The following is a 17926-nucleotide window of genomic DNA, read 5'->3' on the forward strand; positions in this document are numbered from 1 at the left end:
GGCACGGGTGGGCCACCCGAGCGGGGCAGATCTCCTGTGTCACCGCGATCGCGATGACGGCGACGACGCGAGGAGAACGCTGTGTTCACGCACACCCAGGCGCTGCAGTACGAGGCCAAGCCCGACGGTCCCGACCCGGACTTCGCCCGCAAGCTGCAGGAGGTCCTCGGCGGTCAGTGGGGCGAGATGACCGTCGCCACCCAGTACCTGCTCCAGGGCTGGAACTGCCGGCTGCCCGGCAAGTACAAGGACATGCTCCTGTCGATCGGCACCGAGGAGCTCGCGCACGTCGAGATCCTGGTGACGATGATCGACCGGCTGCTGGACCACATCCCGCTCAAGCCCGACGCCTCCGACCGCAGCAAGGAGGCCGCCGCCGGGTACGGGCAGCACAATCCGCAGCACCCGCTCACCAACGGCGGCGGCGCCAGCTACATGGACAGCATGGGCAACCCGTGGACCGGCGCCTACGTGACCGCCAGCGGCAACCTGATGGCCGACTTCCACTACAACGCCACGGCCGAGATGCAGGGCCGGCTGCAGGTGTCCCGGCTCTACAACATGACCGACGACCCGGGCGTCAAGGAGACCCTGAAGTTCCTCATCGCCCGTGACCACATGCACCAGATGCAGTGGCTCGCGGCGATCGAGGAGCTCAAGGCCGACGGGCTCGAGGGCATCCCGGTGCCCGAGGCCTTCCCGCTGGAGGAGGAGCCCGCCGAGTTCGGCTACGCCTTCATCGTCGCCTCCGACGGTCCCGAGGCCGCTGCCGGGCGCTGGGCGCACGGCCCGGCGCTGGACGGTCGCGGCGAGATGACCGCCCGCCCGATCGAGGCCGCCGCCGACGCCCCGCAGCTGCCCCCGGGTGACCCGCGGCTGTTCGGGACGCCGCAGATGCCGGGTCAGTCGATGCTGCAGAAGGCCAAGGACCTGCTCACCTGAGACGTCACCGCTCTCCAGCGCCGTCGCCGGCCCGGCGGCCCACCCTCCCCGGGTGCGGCCGCCGGCCCGGCGGGCCGCCCCGATCCGGAGGTCCTGCCGTGCACCCCTCCCTGCGCCTGCGCCTGCCCCACCTGCCCCTCCCCGCCGTCCTGCTCTCGCTCGTCTACCTCGCGGCGATCGCCGTCGCGGTGAGCGACTCCGCCGGGCACACGCTCGCCGGGCTCGTGGTCCTCACCGGCCTCGCCGCCCGCTGGCTCGCCCACGCCCGGCGCCGCGAGCCGGCCGCCACCCCCGTGGCGCTCGCCGTCGCCGGCACGGCGACCACCGTGGACGCCGTCCTCGACCCCGAGCCGGCCCCCGCCGCGGCCGCCGCCTGACCTGCGGCGCCGGGCCCGCTCCCGTCGGCGCGCGCCCGCAGCCGACGTGCTAACCGTCCGCACCGTGTGGTCGCGGACCCCGTGCTGCAGCACGAGGTCGGCGACCACACCGCGAGGTCCGGCCTCCGCGCCCGGCCCCCGAACGCACGAGGCGCGCGCCCCCGGTCGGGGACGCGCGCCTCGGCGGGGCCTGATCAGGCGTCCGCGAACAGCTCACCCGGGTTGGCCAGCACCCAGACCTCCGGCGACGCCCCGGAGGTCGTCGCGACCACCAGGCCACCGTTGCCGTCGGCCATCACGTCCGCCCCGCTGAGCACGCGGGCCGAGGGCACCGGAACCGCCCGCCAGCTCTCGGCGTCCGCCGAGAGCCACACCACGGCGCCCTGCTGGCCGCGTGCGGAGACGGTCCCGGCGGCCGCGTACCCGCCGTCGACCACGCGGATGGTCCCGAAGGTCTCGCCGCGCCCTCCGATCGTGGTCGGCTCGAACGTCCCGCCGTCCGTGGTCCGCCACACGGTCGCGCGGTCCTCACTGGTGCCCTGGACGATCGTGGCGCCCTCGTCGGTGGCGCAGGAGCTCAGCGAGCCGAACTCCGCGGCGAACGCCGATCCGTCCAGGCGCTGCCACTGCCCGCCGGTCGACCGCCACGCCACCGGCCGGGTCTGGGCGCCTTCGCTGTACTCGCCGACCGCGAGCAGCTCACCGCCGGGGAGGGCACAGGCCCCGAACGCCCAGCTCTCGGCACCCGGCGCCGTCCCGGCGACGAGGCCGTCCGCCCGGCTCCAGGTCGTCCCGTCGGTCGAGGTCCAGACGGCCGCGGCGTGCGGATCGGTCGAGGCGAACGAGCTCCGGACGCTGCCGACCGCGATCCACGTGCCGTCGGCGTAGGTGACCGCCTCGAGCGACTCGACCACCGGCGAGGCAAGGCCCTCCACGGCCACCGGCGGGCCACCGGCCCCGGGGCGGAACCAGCCCACGAGGTCGACGGTCATCCCCTCGCCGCCCTGCGACACCTGTGCGCCCAGCAGCACGGAGCTGCCGTCGGGCGCGCTGGCCGCCGCGATGTCGGACAGGCCGGCCGTCTCGGCCGGGTCCCAGGGCCGCTCGACCAGGGCGTCGCCCTCGAGCGCGTAGTTGGCCAGCTGGCCGGTCTGCGCCCAGCCGCTCACCCCGCGCCGCTCCACCACCGGACGGCGTCCGATGAGCGCCGGCGCGCCGGCCGGGTCGAGGAACGAGGTGAACTGCATGCCGTAGTCGAGCGTGCCCACCTCGGCGAGAAGGTTCCGCCAGCGCCCGTCCGCGGAGAGCTCCCCCACCCGGCCGAGGTTGCGGCCGGACTGCGCGAGCAGGAGCGAGCCGTCCTCGTTGAGCGCGGCGTCGGCGCCCGCGCCGGGGAACTCCCAGTCCGGGGAGTCCCCGAGGAACGTCCAGGTGCCCGCGGGGTCGCGCTGGAGGACCCCGAAGTGGAGCACCGAGGTCACCACGACGGGCGCGACGACCCGGTCCCCCGAGACGGCCGGGACGTCCAGCCACGAGTGGTCACCGGGTGCGACGGAGAGACCGTCGCGGTCCTGGTCGAGCGTGGGCAGCGCCTCGGCGGTCCACGCCGCGCCGTCGGCCGACGACCACGCCGCCGGCGTGGCCACCCCGTCGCCGCCCCACAGGTAGCCGGTGACGACGAAGCCGCCCGAGGTGGCCACCACACCGCTCAGGTCGGCCGGCCCCTCGGCCGGGCCGAGAGTGACGGTCCAGGAGGCACCACCGTCGGTGGAGCGGTAGACGACCGCCTCCGCGGACCTGCCGGGCTCCGCGACGGACCCGACCCCGACCACGGTGTCGCCCAGGGTGGCGGCGCCCCGGAACCCGTGGAACTCCCGGCCCCCGGGGGCGGCGGGCAGCGACACCAGCTCCGCGTCCGCACCGAGGAGGAGCGCGACCGGCTCGTCCGCGGAGTCCATGCCGACGACGACCGGCGCTCCGCCGACCAGCGCCGCGGCCCCGGGCCGCAGAGCCCGGTCGGCGGCGTCGCCCGGGAGCTCGACGACCTCCCAGGTCTGCCGGTCGCCGGAGCTGACGACGTAGGGGCTGACCGGCTCACCGGCCTGCCAGGTGGTGCCGCCGATCCACGTGGTCGACCCGTCGGACACCGCGAAGCCGACCTCGCTCTCGGGGCCGTCGGCCAGCAGTTCCTGCCAGCGCCAGTCGCCGTCGTCGGAGTCGGTCCAGGCCCGCGCGGAGGCGGGCTCCCCGGGTTCCCCACCCGAGCCGGCGACCAGCGCCGGCAGGTTCCCCGACCGGCCCAGGGCAGCGGTGAAGGTCTCGCGCGGGCCGGCGACCTGGGAGGACCCGGGCATGGTCACCTCGGTCCAGGCGGCCCGGGCGTCGAGGGTGGACTCGGCAGCCCCGTCGTCGCACGCGGCGAGGGCGAGGGCCAGCAGGGCGGCGGTGGTCACGACGACCGGCCGGCGCCCCGGAACAGCTCGATGCACGGAAAACTCCTCGGGAAGACGTACCTGCGCCGTCGTCCCGCCCGGGCCCGGAGTTGAGGACCGGCACGCCGGGCCTCACCCGATGGGGTGCGGGATGCCGATGAGCCCCCCGAACGCGCGAGGCGCGCGCCCCCCGAAGGGGACGCGCGCCACGCGACTGCCTGGAACCGCCTGGCCCCCGGTGAGGAGCCAGGTCCTGCCTCAGTGGTCGACGGCCTTCTCCGCGCCGATACCGGTGAAGGCGCGGACCTCGAGCTCGGCCCACTTCGCCTCGTTCGGCTTCTCCTTGGTGAGCACGGTGCCCAGGTAGCCGAGGAGGAACGACGCCGGGATCGACACCAGGCCCGGGTTGCGCAGCGGGAACCAGGCGAAATCGGCGTTCGGCAGCATCGACGTCTCGGCGCCGGAGACGACCGGCGAGAAGATGATCAGCCCGATGCAGATGATCAGCCCGCCGTAGATCGACCACAGCGCGCCCTGGGTGGTGAACTTCTTCCAGAACAGCGTGTAGAGGATCGTCGGCAGGTTCGCCGAGGCGGCCACCGCGAACGCCAGCGCGACGAGGAAGGCGATGTTCAGCCCCGCGCGCAGCGCCAGGATGCCCAGACCGATGGCCACCGCACCGATGACCACCGCGGTGATCCGGGCGACCTTGACCTCGCCGTTCGGCGGGACGTCGCCCTTCTTGATCACCGAGGCGTACACGTCGTGCGCGAAGGACGCCGACGCGGTGATCGTCAGCCCGGCCACCACCGCGAGGATGGTGGCGAACGCGACGCCGGCGATGATGCCGAGCAGCACGGTGCCGCCGAGCTCGAAGGCCAGCAGCGGCGCGGCCGCGTTCACCCCGCCCGGTGCCGCGGCGATCGTCTCGGCACCGACCATGGCACCGGCGCCGTAGCCGATGATCAGGCTGAACAGGTAGAAGATGCCGATCAGCCAGATGGCCCAGACCACCGACGTCCGGGCGGCCTTCGCCGTCGGGACGGTGTAGAAGCGCATCAGGACGTGCGGCAGGCCGGCGGTGCCGAGCACCAGGGCCAGCGCCAGGCTGATGAAGTCCAGCCGGGTGGTGTCGCTGACGCCGTACTGGGCACCAGGCGCCAGGACGGCGTCGCCGCCGTTCTGGGCCGCACCGCCGAGCAGCGCCGACAGGTTGAAGCCGTAGTCACCGAGCACCCAGATGGTCATGACCAGCGCGCCGGCGATGAGCAGCGACGCCTTGATGATCTGCACCCAGGTCGTGCCGCGCATGCCCCCGACGAGGACGTAGAAGATCATCAGCGCGCCGACGATCGTGACCACGAGCGCCTCGGCCACCGGGCCGCTGACGCCCAGGAGCAGGGCGACCAGGCCGCCGGCGCCGGCCATCTGCGCCAGCAGGTAGAACAGCGAGACGGCCAGCGTCGAGATGGCGGCCGCGGTGCGCACCGGGCCCTGCCGCATCCGGAAGGCCAGGACGTCGGCCATGGTGAACCGGGCGGTGTTGCGCATCAGCTCGGCGACCAGCAGCAGCGCGACCAGCCACGCCACCAGGAAGCCGATGGAGTAGAGGAAGCCGTCGTAGCCGTAGATGGCGATGGCGCCGGCGATGCCGAGGAACGAGGCCGCCGACAGGTAGTCACCGGCGATGGCCAGGCCGTTCTGCTGACCGGTGATGGTGCGCCCGGCGGCGTAGTAGTCGGCCGCGCTCTTGTTGTTGCGGCTGGCCCGGAAGGTGATGGCCAGCGTGATGACGACGAACGCGCCGAAGATCGAGATGTTGATCGCCGGGTTGCCGATGGTGGCGTCGGCGGCGAGCAGGTCACGCACGGGTGGCTCCCTGGTCGGTGGGGTGGACGTCGCCGGTGGTGGTCGTGCCGGGCGCGAAGTCGTGCGCCTCGAGCCGCTCGCGCATCTCGTCGGCGATCGGGTCGGTGCGCTTGTTGGCGTGCGCGACGTAGAGGTGCGTGATCACGAAGGTGGTGACGAACTGGCCGAGGCCGAACAGCAGCCCGACGTTCACGTTGCCGAAGACCTGGGTCGACATGAAGTCGGTCGCGTAGGTCGAAAGCAGGACGTAGAGCAGGTACCAGACGATGAACGCCACGGTCATCGGGAAGGCGAAGCTGCGGAAGCGCTTCTTCAGCTCCACGAACTCCGGCGAGTCCTGCGCAGCGCGGTACTCCTCGGGCGTCAGCAGACGCCGTTCCTGTGGATCGGTCACGGTGCGAGCTCCTGGTTCGATCGAGCGGGGCGTCGACATGCGGGCAGGCGGGAATGTGAGCCCTGTCACGGTAGGGCTCGTGGTCCGGCGTGCGCACCGGTCGCGGCGCCGCTGCGCCGAGCGGTGAGCAGCAGTCGTCGTGCGGCAGGTCCGGCGGGACGAGCGGTCGGGCGGGACGCCGGCCTCAGCGGGGCAGGATCCCCCGGTCGAGCTGCACCGCCTCGGGAGTGTGCAGCCGGACCATGGTGCGGGCCGCCTGCCGCGGCACCCGCCAGGGCGTGGCCAGCGACACCGACACCATGGTGAGGAAGGCCAGCGGCACGGTCCACGCCGCCGGCTGCGCGAGCAGCGCCCCCGGCCACCCGGCCGGGGCCGCGCCGAGCAGGGTGGCCAGCACCGCGCCTCCGGCGCACCCGCCGCCGACGAGCATCCCGGCCATCGCGCCCGCGTCGGTGAGCCGGCGCCACCAGATGCCCAGCACCAGCAGCGGGCAGAAGGTGGAGGCGGCGAAGGCGAAGGCCAGCCCGACCGCCCGGGCCACGCCCACCCCCTCGGCCAGCAGGGCGAGGCCCAGCGGCACGAGGACGGCGACCACGGCCCCGGTCTGGAAGGCGCGCACCCCCCCGAGCCGGCGGCCCAGCCCGTCCTGGCTGATGACGCCGGCCACCGCCACGGTCAGCCCGGACGACGTCGACAGGAACGCCGCGAACGCCCCGGCGGTGGTCAGCGCCGACAGCAGGTCGCCCAGCGTGCCGGCGATCATCCGGGACGGCAGCTCCAGCACCACGGACTCGGTGTTGCCGCTGGCGATCAGGTCCGGGGCGTAGAGCCGGCCCAGCCCGCCGTACACCGGGGGCAGGAGGTAGAACAGGCCGAGCAGCGCCAGCACGAGCAGGGTCGTGCGCCGTGCCGCGGCCCCGTCCGGGTTGGTGTAGAAGCGCACCACGACGTGCGGGAGGCCCATCGTGCCGAGGAACGTGGCGACGATGATCGAGTACGTCGTGTAGAGCTGGTGCCCGCCGGCCCCGGCCAGCGGTGACTCCCAGGAGTCACCGGGCGTCGTCCCGGTCGAGGCCACGGACACCCCGCCGTCGCCGAGCCAGATGCCCACCATGAACAGCAGCGGGAACAGCAGCGCGGTCAGCTTCAGCCAGTACTGGAACGCCTGGACGAACGTGATGCTGCGCATGCCGCCGAACAGCACGTTGACCAGCACCACCGTCGCGACGAGCACGCCGCCCAGCCACGGTCCGGTGCCGGTGGTGGCGGCCAGCGCGAGGCCCGCCCCCTGGAACTGCGGCATGAGGTACAGCCAGCCGATGGCCACCACCAGCAGCGCGGACAGCCGGCGCACCGCCCGCGACTCGAGCCGGCTCTCGGCGAAGTCGGGGAGCGTGTACGCGCCGGACCGGCGCAGCGGCGCGGCGACGAGCACCAGCAGCACGAGGTAGCCCGCCGTCCAGCCGACCGGGTACCAGAGCATCTCCGTGCCGAACGCCAGCACCAGGCCGGCCACGCCCAGGAACGACGCCGCGGAGAGGTACTCCCCGCCGATGGCCGAGGCGTTCAGCCCGGGGCGCACGGTGCGGGAGGCCACGAAGAAGTCGCTGGTGGTGCGGGAGAACCGCCAGCCGTAGGCGCCCACCGCCAGCGTGGCCACGACGACGGCCGTGACCGCGACGACGCTGTAGCCCGCGACGCTCACGGCCGGTCGCGGGGGGTCACGGCCGGTCCAGCACGTCGGTGAAGGCCCGTTCGTTGCGCTCGGCGGCCCGGACGTAGAGCCAGCCGACCGCGAACAGGAACGGGTAGACGGCGAACGCCAGGAGCAGCCAGGGCAGCGGCACGGCGAGCACCTCCACCGCGGACAACCCGGGCGCGAGCCAGAACAGCAGCGGGATGCCGCCGACGACCACGACGAGGGCGGCGAGGGCGAGCAGCGCCAGCCGGAGCTGGGAGCGCAGCAGCGAGGACATGTACACCTCGCCCAGGGCGGTCTGGGCGTCGATCTCACGGGCCGCCGGGACCTGCTGCACGCGTGCGGCGCCGGTGCGCGGGCTGGTGACGCGCACCCGGCGGGGCGGGGTGTCCGGCACCGGTCAGCCCCGACCGTGCGTGCCCGGGCGGGCGCGCCGCACCAGGAGGTCGCGCAGCTCGCGGGTGTGCCGCCGGCTGACGACCAGCTCGGTGCCGCCGACGACCACCGTGCACCGCCCGGCGTCCATCCGGACCTCGTCGACGTGCTGGAGCGCGACCAGCAGGGACCGGTGGATGCGCACGAAGCCCGCGTCCTTCCAGGACTCCTCCAGGGTGGTCAGCGGCACCCGGACCAGGTGGCTGCCCGACGCGGTGTGCAGCCGGGCGTAGTCCCCCTGCGCCTCGACGTACCCGACGCTGGAGCGCGGGACGAACCTGGTCACGCCACCGAGCTCCACGGCGATGTCGTCGTCCACGGGCACCGGTCCACCGGTACGCGCACCGACCACCCGGCGGACCGCCTCGGACAGCCGGTCGTCGCGGACCGGCTTGAGGACGTAGTCGACGGCGCCGAGCTCGAACGCGTCCACCGCGTGGTCGTCGTACGCGGTGACGAAGACGACCGGCGGCGGCACCTTGAACCGGGACAGCACGCGGGCCAGGTCGACGCCGCTGAGCCCGGGCATCCGGATGTCGAGGAAGACGGCGTCGACCGCCCGCTCCTGGAGCAGCCGCAGCGCCTCGGTGGCCGAGTCGCAGCTCAGCACGCTCCCGATCCGCCCGTCCCGCTCCAGCAGCCAGCGCAGCTCCTCGAGGGCCGGGAGCTCGTCGTCCACGACCAGGACGGTCAGCCGGTCTGCGGTCACGGGCCCTCCTCGCCGGCGGTGGTCGGCGTCGCGACGGACCGCGCCGGAGCCGTGCCGGACGCCGCCGATCACGGGCGCACCCCGGGCGCGAACTTGGGCACCCGCACGGTGACCTTCGTCCCCGCGCCGGGGCCGGTCTCGACGACCAGACCGTAGTCGTCGCCGAAGGTGGTGCGCAGCCGGGCATCGACGTTGCCCAGCCCCACCGAGTCGACCGAGACGTCACCGGCGAGCGCCCGCCGCACCTTGTCCGGATCCTCGCCGATCCCGTCGTCCTCGACCGAGATCAGGCACTCCCCGCCCTGGTCGGCGGCGATGATGGTCACCGTCCCGGTGCCCGGCTTGCGTTCCAGACCGTGCCGCACCGCGTTCTCCACGAGCGGCTGCAGGCAGAGGAACGGGACGGCGACCGGCAGCACCTCCTGCGCCACCCGCAGGGTGACCTGGAGCCGGTCACCGAACCGCGCCTTCTCCAGCACGAGGTACCGCTCGATCGACCGCAGCTCCTCGGCGAGGGTCGTGTACTCGCCGTGGTGGCTGAAGGAGTACCTCGTGAAGTCGGCGAACTCCAGCAGGAGCTCCCGTGCCCGCACGGGGTCGGTGCGCACGAACGAGGCGATCGCGGTCAGCGAGTTGTAGATGAAGTGCGGGCTGATCTGCGCCCGCAGCGCCCGGACCTCGGCCTCCATCAGCCGCGTCCGCGAGGCGTCGAGCTCCGCCAGCTCCAGGTTCCCCGACACCCAGCGGGCGACCTCGGTCACGGCCCGGACCAGCCCGGCCGACGCCGACGGGGTGAACGCCTGCAGGGTGCCGACCACCCGGTCCTCGACCACGAGCGGGCTGACGACGACCTGCCGCAGCCCGCAGCCGCCGTACGAGCAGGGGAAGTCCGCGCGGCCGCGGACGACGGTGCCGCCGGACTCCAGGACGACAGCCGCGAGGGTCGCCGCGTCCCGCTCGTGGTGGCCGAACCGGCCGTCCCAGGCCAGGGCCGTCACGGTGTCGGTCAGCGCGACGGCCGGAACCCCGAGCAGGTCCCGCAGGTGGCGGATCGCGCGTCCGGCGGAGCCGCTGGTCAGGCCCTCGCGCAGCTCGGGTGCGGTGAGGGAGGCGGAGTGGAGGGTCCGGAACGTCGCCTGCTCCGCCTCCGTGCCGAGGTGACCGGGGCGCAGCCAGCGCAGTGCCTCGCGCATCGGCGGCGCCTCCCTCCGGGCAGCGGGTCCCGCGGCACCCGACACGGCGTCGGGATGTGGTCGGGGCCACCGTAGGGGGTTCCCGGCGGGCACGAGGGGAGGAACCGACCGAGACGTGACCGAACCGCCCGATGGGTGTAACGCGCGCTTGACCTGGGTGCGCTGCGATGGGTCATGGCCGGATCCAGCACGTCGACGGGGTGGTTCCCGGTGGCCCGCGCCGCCGCGGTCGGAACGGCACCGGTGCCCGTCGGCGCCGGCGGGCGGGCGTACGTCCTGGTCCGGTTGCGGCCCGGCGCGGAGGTGACCGCCTTCCCGGCCCGCTGCCCGCACCGGCTGGTCCCGCTGGCCGCCGGGCACGTCGCGGACGGGCGGCTGGTGTGCCCGGCGCACGGATGGCGGTTCGACGGCGAGGGCCGCTGCACCGAGATCCCCTCGCTGGGGGCCGACGGCTGCCCACCGCCGCGCGCGGACCCGGCCGGCCCCTGGGCGGTCGAGGAGCGGCACGGCTGGGTCTGGCTCGCCCCCGAGCCGACTCCCTCCGGCGTCCCACGGCCGGCCGGGGAGCCGCACCCGGAGCCGGCGCCGCCACCGGGCCCGCCCCGCGGCCGGGTGTTCGACAACCTCGATCCGTCGCTGGCGCACGCCTGGCACCCGGTCGCGCTGTCTCCCGAGCTCCGGCCGGGCGGGTGGCTGCAGGTCCGGCTGCTCGGCCGCACGTGGACCCTGCGCCGCTCCGGCGACGGCGTGGCCGCCGCGCCCGCGGCCGCCGGCGTCCGCGAGCGGCTGGGGCTGATCTGGCTGGCGCCGGCGGAGCCGGTCGACGGGCCGATGGAGGTGCCCGAGACCGCGGACCGGCGGTTCGTCCCCGGCTGGCTGCCGCCCGTCCGGTCCCCAGGCCCGGCCGGTCCGCTCGCCGACACCTTCCTCGACGCGACGCACGGCCCGTTCGTGCACGCCGCCACGATCGGCACGCCGGACCGGGCCGACGTCGTGCCGGTCGAGGTGCACCCCGAACCGGGTGGCTTCCGGACCGTGCGGGAGCAGTGGGTCGACAACCCGGTGGACCCCGAGGTGGCCACCGGGGGCCGCCCGCTGCGGCAGCGCCGCCGGACGACCTACGTCTACCGGGCACCGTTCCGGCTGCGGCTCCGGCAGGAGTTCCTGGACTCCGGCGCCGCGACGACGCTGCTCTACCTGCTGCAGCCCGAGGACCTGGACTCCACCCGCATCTACACCTGCCTGCTGGTCTCCGACGGCCCGGGGATGCCGCTGCCCACCCCCGGCCGGATGGCCGAGCAGCTGGCGCTGCAGCGGCGCGTCCTCGCCGAGGACGTCCGCTCCCAGGAGCTGCTGGCCGTTCCCGGGCTGCCGCTGGACCCCCGCGACGAGGTGCACGTGCCGGCCGACCGGGCGGGCGTGGCGCTGCGGCAGGCGCTCTGCGACTTCGCGGCCGCCGCCCGGCGCGCGCGCCCGGCCGGCCGGGCCGCCGCCTGACCGCTCACGCCTCCTCGATCCGCTCCCCGCACCGGGGGCAGCGGGTCGGCGGGTCCTCCTCCGCCAGGCCGCCGCAGGCCGGGCAGACCCGGCGCAGCCAGCAGGCGGGGTCGCCGCCGTCGTCGTCCGGGGGGCTCGGGTGCTCGGCCACGCGCGCCTCCGCCCAATGCGACAAATTCGTTGCGGTCCATCCGGCCGTGCCGCCCCCGGCTCCCCGCGGGGTAGGGGCAGACGGTCGTACGCCACCTCGGAAGGACCAGCATGCACCGCCGTCCGCACACCCGTCCGTTCGCCGCCCTGCTGTTCGCCGCGGCCCTCCCCCTGGCCGCCTGCGGCGGCGTCGCCGACGAGGAGGAGTCGGCCAACCCGATCGAGGAGATCGGCACGGAGGTCGATGGCGGGAACGCGGGCCCCGACGAGGCCGTCACCGAGGACGTCAGCCTCGCCGACGTCGAGCTGCCCTACCCGGAGGACGGCGTCTACAGCGCCGGCGAGGAGGTGCCGCTGTGGTTCGCGGTGACCAACTCCGGCTCCGACCCGGTCGCGCTCGACGCGATCACCGGTGAGGACTTCACCGAGGCCGTGCTGCGCGACGAGGGTGGCGACGACCAGCCGGTCTCCGCGCTCGAGGTCCCGGGCAACGACAACCTGTACGTGGGCGCGCCGGACCTGCCGTCGGTCGTGCTGGTCGGGCTCGACCGCGACCTGCGGTCCTCGCAGTCCATCCCGGTCGTGTTCTCCTTCGCCAACGGCCAGGAGGTGGAGGTCGACGCGATGGTCGCCGCCGAACCCACCAACGGTGTGGGCGGGGACGTGCCGGAGCCGGACGAGGACCCGACGCCGCAGGACTGATCCACCCCCGGGGGGACGCGCGGATCATCCCGAGGGGCGACGAGATCCCCGGCGGCGCTCCCTAGGCTCGGCAGCATGGACCGGTCCGCCCCCGTCGAGCAGCTGTCGGCGTGGCTGCGGGAACGACCGTTCCTCGTCGACCTGGCGCTGGCGGTCGCGATCGGCCTGGTGACGGTCGTGCTGCCGGCCGGGTCGTACTGGCAGGAGGAGGAGGCCGCCTTCGTCGTCGGCGTGCTCCTGGTGGCGCCGCTCGCGTGGCGCCGCCGGGCGCCGCTAGCCGCGGCGGCGGTCGTGATCGCGGCCGGGCTGCTGGAGCTGAGACTCTCCTCGCAGTTCCTCGCGGCGAACTACGCCGCGCTGGTGATGGTCTACTCGCTGGCCGCTTACGCCCCGCGCTGGGCAGGCCGGGCCGGGCTCGCGATCGGGCTCGTCGGCGCCGTGCTCGCCAGCCTCCGCTACTACTCGCCCAGCCCCGTCGACGCGGCCTTCCCCGCGGCCTCCATCGGTGTCGCCGTCGTCGCCGCGTGGGCCCTGGGCGACCTGCGCCGCGCGCGGGCGCTCCGGGTGGCCGGCCTGGAGGAGCGGGCCCGGCTGCTGGAGCTGGAACGCGACCAGGAGATGCGGCTGGCGGCCACCGCCGAGCGCGCCCGCATCGCACGGGAGATGCACGACGTCGTCGCGCACTCGCTGTCGGTCGTCATCGCCCAGGCCGACGGCGGCCGCTACGCCGGCCGGACCGATCCGCAGGCCGCCACCGACGCGCTGGAGGCGATCTCGGCCACGGGCCGGCAGGCGCTCACCGACATGCGCGCACTGCTCGGCGTCCTCCGGGACGGCGGTGGCGAGGAGTACGCCCCGCAGCCGGACGTCGCCGCCATCCCCACCCTGGTGGAGGACGTGCGGGCCAGCGGGCTCGACGTCGACCTGATCGTCGAGGGCACCCCGCAGCCGCTGCCGGCCGGCCCGCAGCTGGCCGCCTACCGGATCGTGCAGGAGTCGCTCACCAACGTGCTCAAGCATGCCGGCCCGGCCGGCCGCGCCTGGGTGCGCCTGCAGTGGCGGCCCGACGCGCTGGAGCTGTCGGTGCTCGACGACGGCCGGGGCGCGGCCGCCGCGGTGGCCGGCTCCGACGGCCAGGGACAGGGGCTGCGCGGGATGCGGGAGCGCGCCGAGCTGCACGGCGGGCGGCTGGAGGCCGGGCCCCGGCACGGCGGGGGGTTCGGCGTGCACGCGGCACTGCCCTACCGTGCACGGCGATGAGCGCGATCCGGGTCGTCCTCGTGGACGACCAGCAGATGGTCCGGGCCGGCTTCCGCATGGTCATCGACTCCCAGCCCGACCTGACCGTCGTCGGCGAGGCCGGGGACGGCGCGGCGGCGGTCGAGCTCCTGGGCCGCGTCCCCGCCGACGTCGTGCTCATGGACATCCGTATGCCGGGCATCGACGGCATCGAGGCGACCCGGCAGGTGACGGCGCTGCCCGAGCCCCCGCGGGTCGTCGTCCTCACCACCTTCGACCTCGACGAGTACGTCGTCGCGGCCATCGGCGCGGGGGCCAGCGGCTTCCTGCTCAAGGACGCCGCTCCGGAGGACATGCTCGACGCGGTGCGCACCGTGCACGCCGGTGACTCGGTGATCGCGGCCAGCTCCACCCGCCGGCTGCTGCAGCACGTCGCGCCGATGCTGCGCGGCGGGGCGGCGGCGGCGCCGTCCGGCGAGGACCCGGGCGTGGCCGCGCTCACCGCCCGGGAGCGCGAGGTGCTGGAGCAGATGGCGTACGGCGCCACCAACAGCGAGATCGCCGCCCACTTCTTCGTGAGCGAGGCGACGGTGAAGACCCACGTCGGCCGGGTGCTGGCCAAGACCGGCTCCCGCGACCGGGTGCAGGCCGTCGTCCTCGCCTACCGCACCGGCCTGGTCGCCCCGGCGGACCTGCTCCGCAACGCCTGACGGGCCCGCGCCCCTGGGCATAGGAAGCTATACGTGCGGATCGAGGGCCCCATCCGCCGGTAAAGCTTCCTATGCCCCCGGGGGGTCCGCGCCGAGGCCGAGTCCACCCGCAGCATGACGGCCAGTCCACCCGAGGGACGACCGCGGCGGTTGCCGGGACCAGCCCCTGCTCCGACGCGGGAGGAGGCCTCCGGGCGGCAGCGTGGGCACCGTCGAAGAAGCCCGTTCCCGGAGGTGCGCAGTGCCCGTTCCCGTCATGACCGTCCCAGGTGAGCCGCCGGCCGCCCTCGCCGGCGCCGCGGTGCGCGCCACCGGCCTGCGCAAGACCTACGGCGGCGGGGAGACCGCCGTGCACGCCCTCGCCGGCGTGGACGTCGCCTTCGCCCGCGGCGAGTTCACCGCGATCATGGGGCCCTCGGGGTCGGGGAAGTCCACGCTCATGCACTGCCTGGCCGGGCTGGACACCGCCAGCGCCGGGCAGGTCTGGCTGGGCGACACGGAGCTGACCAGCCTGCACGACGACGAGCTGACCGGCCTGCGCCGCTCGCGGATCGGCTTCGTCTTCCAGGCGTTCAACCTGCTCCCGGTGCTGCCCGCCCGGGACAACATCGTGCTGCCGATGCAGCTGGCCGGCCAGCGCCCCGACCCGGTCTGGTTCGACGACGTCGTCGCGCGGCTCGGGCTGCGCGAGCGGCTGGGCCACCGCCCGCACGAGCTCTCCGGCGGCCAGCAGCAGCGGGTCGCCATCGCCCGCGCCCTCCTGCCCCGCCCGGACGTCGTCTTCGCCGACGAGCCCACCGGCAACCTGGACTCCCGCTCCGGCGCCGAGGTGCTCGGGCTGCTGCGCTCCAGCGTCCGGGAGACCGGCCAGACCGTCGTCATGGTCACCCACGACCCGTCCGCCGCCGCCTACGCCGACCGCGTGGTGCTGCTGGCCGACGGTCGGCTGGCCGGCGAGCTGGCCGACCCGACCGCGGAGACGGTCCTCGACGCGCTGCGCGGGCTGGGTGCCTGACATGCGCAGCGTCACCCTTGCCACCGTCCGGGCGCACGCCGCCCGGCTGGTGGCCTCCACCCTGGCGATCGTCATCGCCGTCGGCTTCGTCGTCGCCACCCTGGTCCTCAACGAGACCTCCCGCGCCACGCTGCTGGAAGCCGTGGGCGCCCCCTACGTCGGCACGGAGGCCGTGGTCACCTCCGACGACGGCTCAGGCCTCGGCGACGAGCTGGACCGCGTCGCCGCGCTGGACGGCGTCGCCGCGGTCGACGGCACGTGGGAGACCGGTGTCCAGGCCCTGCTGCCCGGCCGCACGGGCGCCCAGTACCTCCTCGCCGAGTCGGTCGCCGACGCCCCCGCCCTGCGCTGGCAGTCGATGTCGGCCGGCACCCTCCCCGACGCGCCCGGCGAGATCGCCGTGAGCGAGCGCACCGGCGCCGCCGTCGGCGACATGATCGACCTCACGTACTTCGCGATGGACGGCGCCGAGCGCGACGCCAGCGCCACGGTCACCGGCGTGGTCGACCTGGGCGGGGATCCGACGGCCGGCACCTACGGCCGGATCTGGGGCACGACCGACCAGCTCAAGGACTGGGGCGCGATGGACCCGACCGAGCTGCGGGTGGCCGGGGCCGACGGCGTGCCGGCCGGGGACGTGGTGCAGCAGGTCGCCACGGCCCTCGCCGACCGGCCGGTCGCGGTGCGCACCGGCACCGAGCAGGCCGAGGCGGCCGCCGCCCAGCTGACCGGCGACACGATGGCCCTCACCGCCGTGCTGCTGGTCTTCGCCACGGTCGCGGTGCTGGTCGCGGGCCTGGTCATCGCCAACACCTTCGCCGTCCTGCTGGCGCAGCGGACCCGCGAGCTGGCGCTGCTGCGCTGCGTCGGCGCGACCGCGCGCCAGGTGCGCCGCAGCGTGCTCGGGGAGGCGGTGCTCACCGGCCTCGCGGCGTCGGTCATCGGCGTCCTGGCCGGCATCGGTCTGGCCGCCGGCGTCTCGGCGATCGCCGAGGCCGCCGACTCCCCCGTCCCGCTGTCGGGCCTGTCCGTGCCCCTGGTCGCGATCGTCGCCGGCCTGGTCGTGGGCACGGGCACCACCCTGCTCGCCGCGCTCGCCCCCGCCCGGGGCGCCACGAAGGTCGCGCCCCTCGCCGCACTCCGGCCGGCCGATCCCGCGCCGCTGCGGTCGCGGGGCGGCGTCCTGCGCCTGGTGCTGGGCCTGCTGCTCGTCGTCCCGGGAGTGCTCCTGATGGGGCTCGGGATCGTGCTGTCCGACGTCCTCATCACGCTGCCGGGCGGGGCGCTGAGCTTCCTCGGCGTCGTCCTGCTCGCCCAGCGGGCCGTGCCCCCGGTCGTGGGCGCCGTCGGCCGGCTCGCCGCCCGGCTGGGCGGCGTGCCGGGCCGGCTCGCCGCCGGCAACGCCACCCGCAACCCCCGGCGGACGGCGGCCACGGCGACCGCGCTGCTCATCGGCGTCACCCTGACCACCGCCATGGTGGTCGGCGCGGCCTCGACCCGGGCCACGGCGCAGGCCGGCCTGGCCGCGCAGTACCCCACCGACGTGATCGTCTCCGGCGGCGAGACGATGCCGGCGTCACTGCCGGGCCGGCTGGCCGCGGTCGACGGCGTGGTGGCCGCCTCCTCCCTGACCGGCGCGACGGTGGTCGGTCCGGACGGCGAGGAGACCGGCGTGGCGGGGATGGACGCCGCCACCGCCGCGCCGGTGATGCGCTCGACCGGTGACGTGCCGATCCCCGCCGCGGGCGAGGTCGTGCTGCCGTGGTGGGCGAAGTCGAGCTGGGAGATCCCGGTCGGCGACCCGGTCACCTTCACCGCCGGCGACCGGACGGCGACCCTCACCGCCCTCTACGGCGACGTGGAGCGACCCACGCTCCCCGCCGCCGAGCTGACCCGGCTCGCCCCCGACGCCGCCGTCGACACCGTCTGGCTGCGGCTGGTCGACGACGCCGACCAGGCCGACGTGATCGACGAGATCACCGACGTGGCGGGCGCGGCGATGCCGTTCTCCTATGTCACCGGGCTGGCCAGCGAGCGCGCCGCGATCGACTCGGTGCTCGACGTGCTGCTGCTGGTCGTCACCGGGCTGCTGGGCGTGGCCGTGGTGATCGCCCTCATCGGGGTGGGAAACACCCTCGCCCTGTCGGTGGTCGAGCGGCGCCAGGAGAACGGGCTGCTGCGGGCGCTCGGGCTGACCCGGGGCCAGCTGCGCGGGCTGCTCGCCTGGGAGGCGACGCTGGTGGCCGGCGTGGCGGCGGTGCTCGGGGTGCTGCTCGGCAGCGCCTACGGGCTGATCGGCGTCGCCTCGGTGCTCGGGTCCTACGGCGAGCTGGTGCTCAGCATGCCGTGGCTGCAGGTGGCCGCGATAGTCGTGGTGGCCACGGTCGCCGGGCTCCTGGCGTCGGTCCTGCCGGCCCGCCGCGCCGCCCGCACCGCGCCGGTGGCCGCGATCGCCGGCTGACCCAGCGTGATCAGGTGACTGTGAGGCTGGCCGGGTCAGTCCTTCGGTGATGGGCTGATGGCTGGCAGCGGTGGGCGTGACCCGTCATGTGACTGGCTTCGT

At 75.1% G+C, this 17926-nt stretch carries 16 protein-coding genes; 8 read left to right on the forward strand and 8 right to left on the reverse strand.

Annotation, left to right across the window (positions count from 1 at the left end; translation table 11 throughout):
- Positions 1–81 precede the first annotated feature (81 nt).
- Positions 82–942, forward strand: coding sequence for a manganese catalase (locus BD833_RS19220; protein ID WP_166534764.1), 861 nt, complete (start codon positions 82–84; stop codon positions 940–942).
- Positions 943–1040: 98 nt separating this feature from the next.
- Complete coding sequence (locus BD833_RS19225; RefSeq protein WP_166534765.1) at positions 1041–1319, forward strand: hypothetical protein; 279 nt, start codon at positions 1041–1043, stop codon at positions 1317–1319.
- Positions 1320–1513: 194 nt separating this feature from the next.
- On the opposite strand, the gene BD833_RS19230 is transcribed toward BD833_RS19225, so the two are convergent.
- The 7 genes from BD833_RS19230 to BD833_RS19260 form a co-directional block, all read right to left on the reverse strand.
- Positions 1514–3808: a hypothetical protein gene (locus BD833_RS19230; protein ID WP_166534766.1), complete on the reverse strand. Its 2295-nt coding sequence runs from the start codon at positions 3806–3808 to the stop codon at positions 1514–1516.
- Positions 3809–4009: 201 nt separating this feature from the next.
- A complete protein-coding gene (locus BD833_RS19235) occupies positions 4010–5620 on the reverse strand; it encodes a solute symporter family protein (RefSeq protein WP_166534767.1) in 1611 nt (536 codons plus the stop codon).
- Positions 5613–6014 carry a DUF485 domain-containing protein gene (locus BD833_RS19240; protein ID WP_166534768.1) on the reverse strand — a complete coding sequence of 134 codons (402 nt, stop codon included), beginning with the start codon at positions 6012–6014 and terminating at the stop codon, positions 5613–5615. The genes BD833_RS19235 and BD833_RS19240 overlap by 8 nt, the downstream gene beginning before the upstream one ends.
- Before the next feature lie 184 nt (positions 6015–6198).
- Entirely contained in the window at positions 6199–7719 is a 1521-nt protein-coding gene (locus BD833_RS19245; protein ID WP_166534769.1) for a sodium/solute symporter, read from the reverse strand.
- Between the two features lie 16 nt (positions 7720–7735).
- Complete coding sequence (locus tag BD833_RS19250; RefSeq protein WP_166534770.1) at positions 7736–8110, reverse strand: hypothetical protein; 375 nt, start codon at positions 8108–8110, stop codon at positions 7736–7738.
- 3 nt (positions 8111–8113) lie between these two features.
- The gene (locus tag BD833_RS19255) at positions 8114–8857 is read right to left on the reverse strand and encodes a LytR/AlgR family response regulator transcription factor (RefSeq protein WP_166534771.1); all 744 of its coding nucleotides are present in this window, start codon (positions 8855–8857) and stop codon (positions 8114–8116) included.
- A gap of 68 nt (positions 8858–8925) precedes the next feature.
- A complete protein-coding gene (locus tag BD833_RS19260; protein ID WP_166534772.1) occupies positions 8926–10050 on the reverse strand; it encodes a sensor histidine kinase in 1125 nt (374 codons plus the stop codon).
- A gap of 174 nt (positions 10051–10224) precedes the next feature.
- Here BD833_RS19260 and BD833_RS19265 point away from each other — a divergent pair, with 174 nt between their 5' ends.
- The gene (locus tag BD833_RS19265; protein WP_166534773.1) at positions 10225–11547 is read left to right on the forward strand and encodes a Rieske 2Fe-2S domain-containing protein; all 1323 of its coding nucleotides are present in this window, start codon (positions 10225–10227) and stop codon (positions 11545–11547) included.
- Between the two features lie 4 nt (positions 11548–11551).
- Here BD833_RS19265 and BD833_RS19270 read toward each other — a convergent pair whose 3' ends face one another.
- Positions 11552–11698, reverse strand: coding sequence for a hypothetical protein (locus BD833_RS19270; protein WP_166534703.1), 147 nt, complete (start codon positions 11696–11698; stop codon positions 11552–11554).
- Positions 11699–11808: 110 nt separating this feature from the next.
- On the opposite strand from BD833_RS19270, the gene BD833_RS19275 reads away from it, so the two are divergent.
- The 5 genes from BD833_RS19275 to BD833_RS19295 all read left to right on the forward strand — a co-directional run bounded on the left by BD833_RS19275 (position 11809) and on the right by BD833_RS19295 (position 17824).
- Positions 11809–12399: a copper chaperone PCu(A)C gene (locus tag BD833_RS19275; protein ID WP_166534774.1), complete on the forward strand. Its 591-nt coding sequence runs from the start codon at positions 11809–11811 to the stop codon at positions 12397–12399.
- A 75-nt stretch (positions 12400–12474) separates the two neighbouring features.
- The gene (locus tag BD833_RS19280; RefSeq protein WP_166534775.1) at positions 12475–13659 is read left to right on the forward strand and encodes a sensor histidine kinase; all 1185 of its coding nucleotides are present in this window, start codon (positions 12475–12477) and stop codon (positions 13657–13659) included.
- Positions 13656–14348 carry a response regulator gene (locus tag BD833_RS19285; RefSeq protein ID WP_166534776.1) on the forward strand — a complete coding sequence of 231 codons (693 nt, stop codon included), beginning with the start codon at positions 13656–13658 and terminating at the stop codon, positions 14346–14348. The genes BD833_RS19280 and BD833_RS19285 overlap by 4 nt, the downstream gene beginning before the upstream one ends.
- Before the next feature lie 256 nt (positions 14349–14604).
- Positions 14605–15363, forward strand: coding sequence for an ABC transporter ATP-binding protein (locus BD833_RS19290; RefSeq protein ID WP_166534777.1), 759 nt, complete (start codon positions 14605–14607; stop codon positions 15361–15363).
- 1 nt (position 15364) lies between these two features.
- Positions 15365–17824 carry an ABC transporter permease gene (locus tag BD833_RS19295; protein ID WP_166534778.1) on the forward strand — a complete coding sequence of 820 codons (2460 nt, stop codon included), beginning with the start codon at positions 15365–15367 and terminating at the stop codon, positions 17822–17824.
- Positions 17825–17926: the final 102 nt, after the last annotated feature.

This window comes from Blastococcus xanthinilyticus (assembly GCF_008124835.1).
Lineage (GTDB): Bacteria > Actinomycetota > Actinomycetes > Mycobacteriales > Geodermatophilaceae > Blastococcus > Blastococcus xanthinilyticus.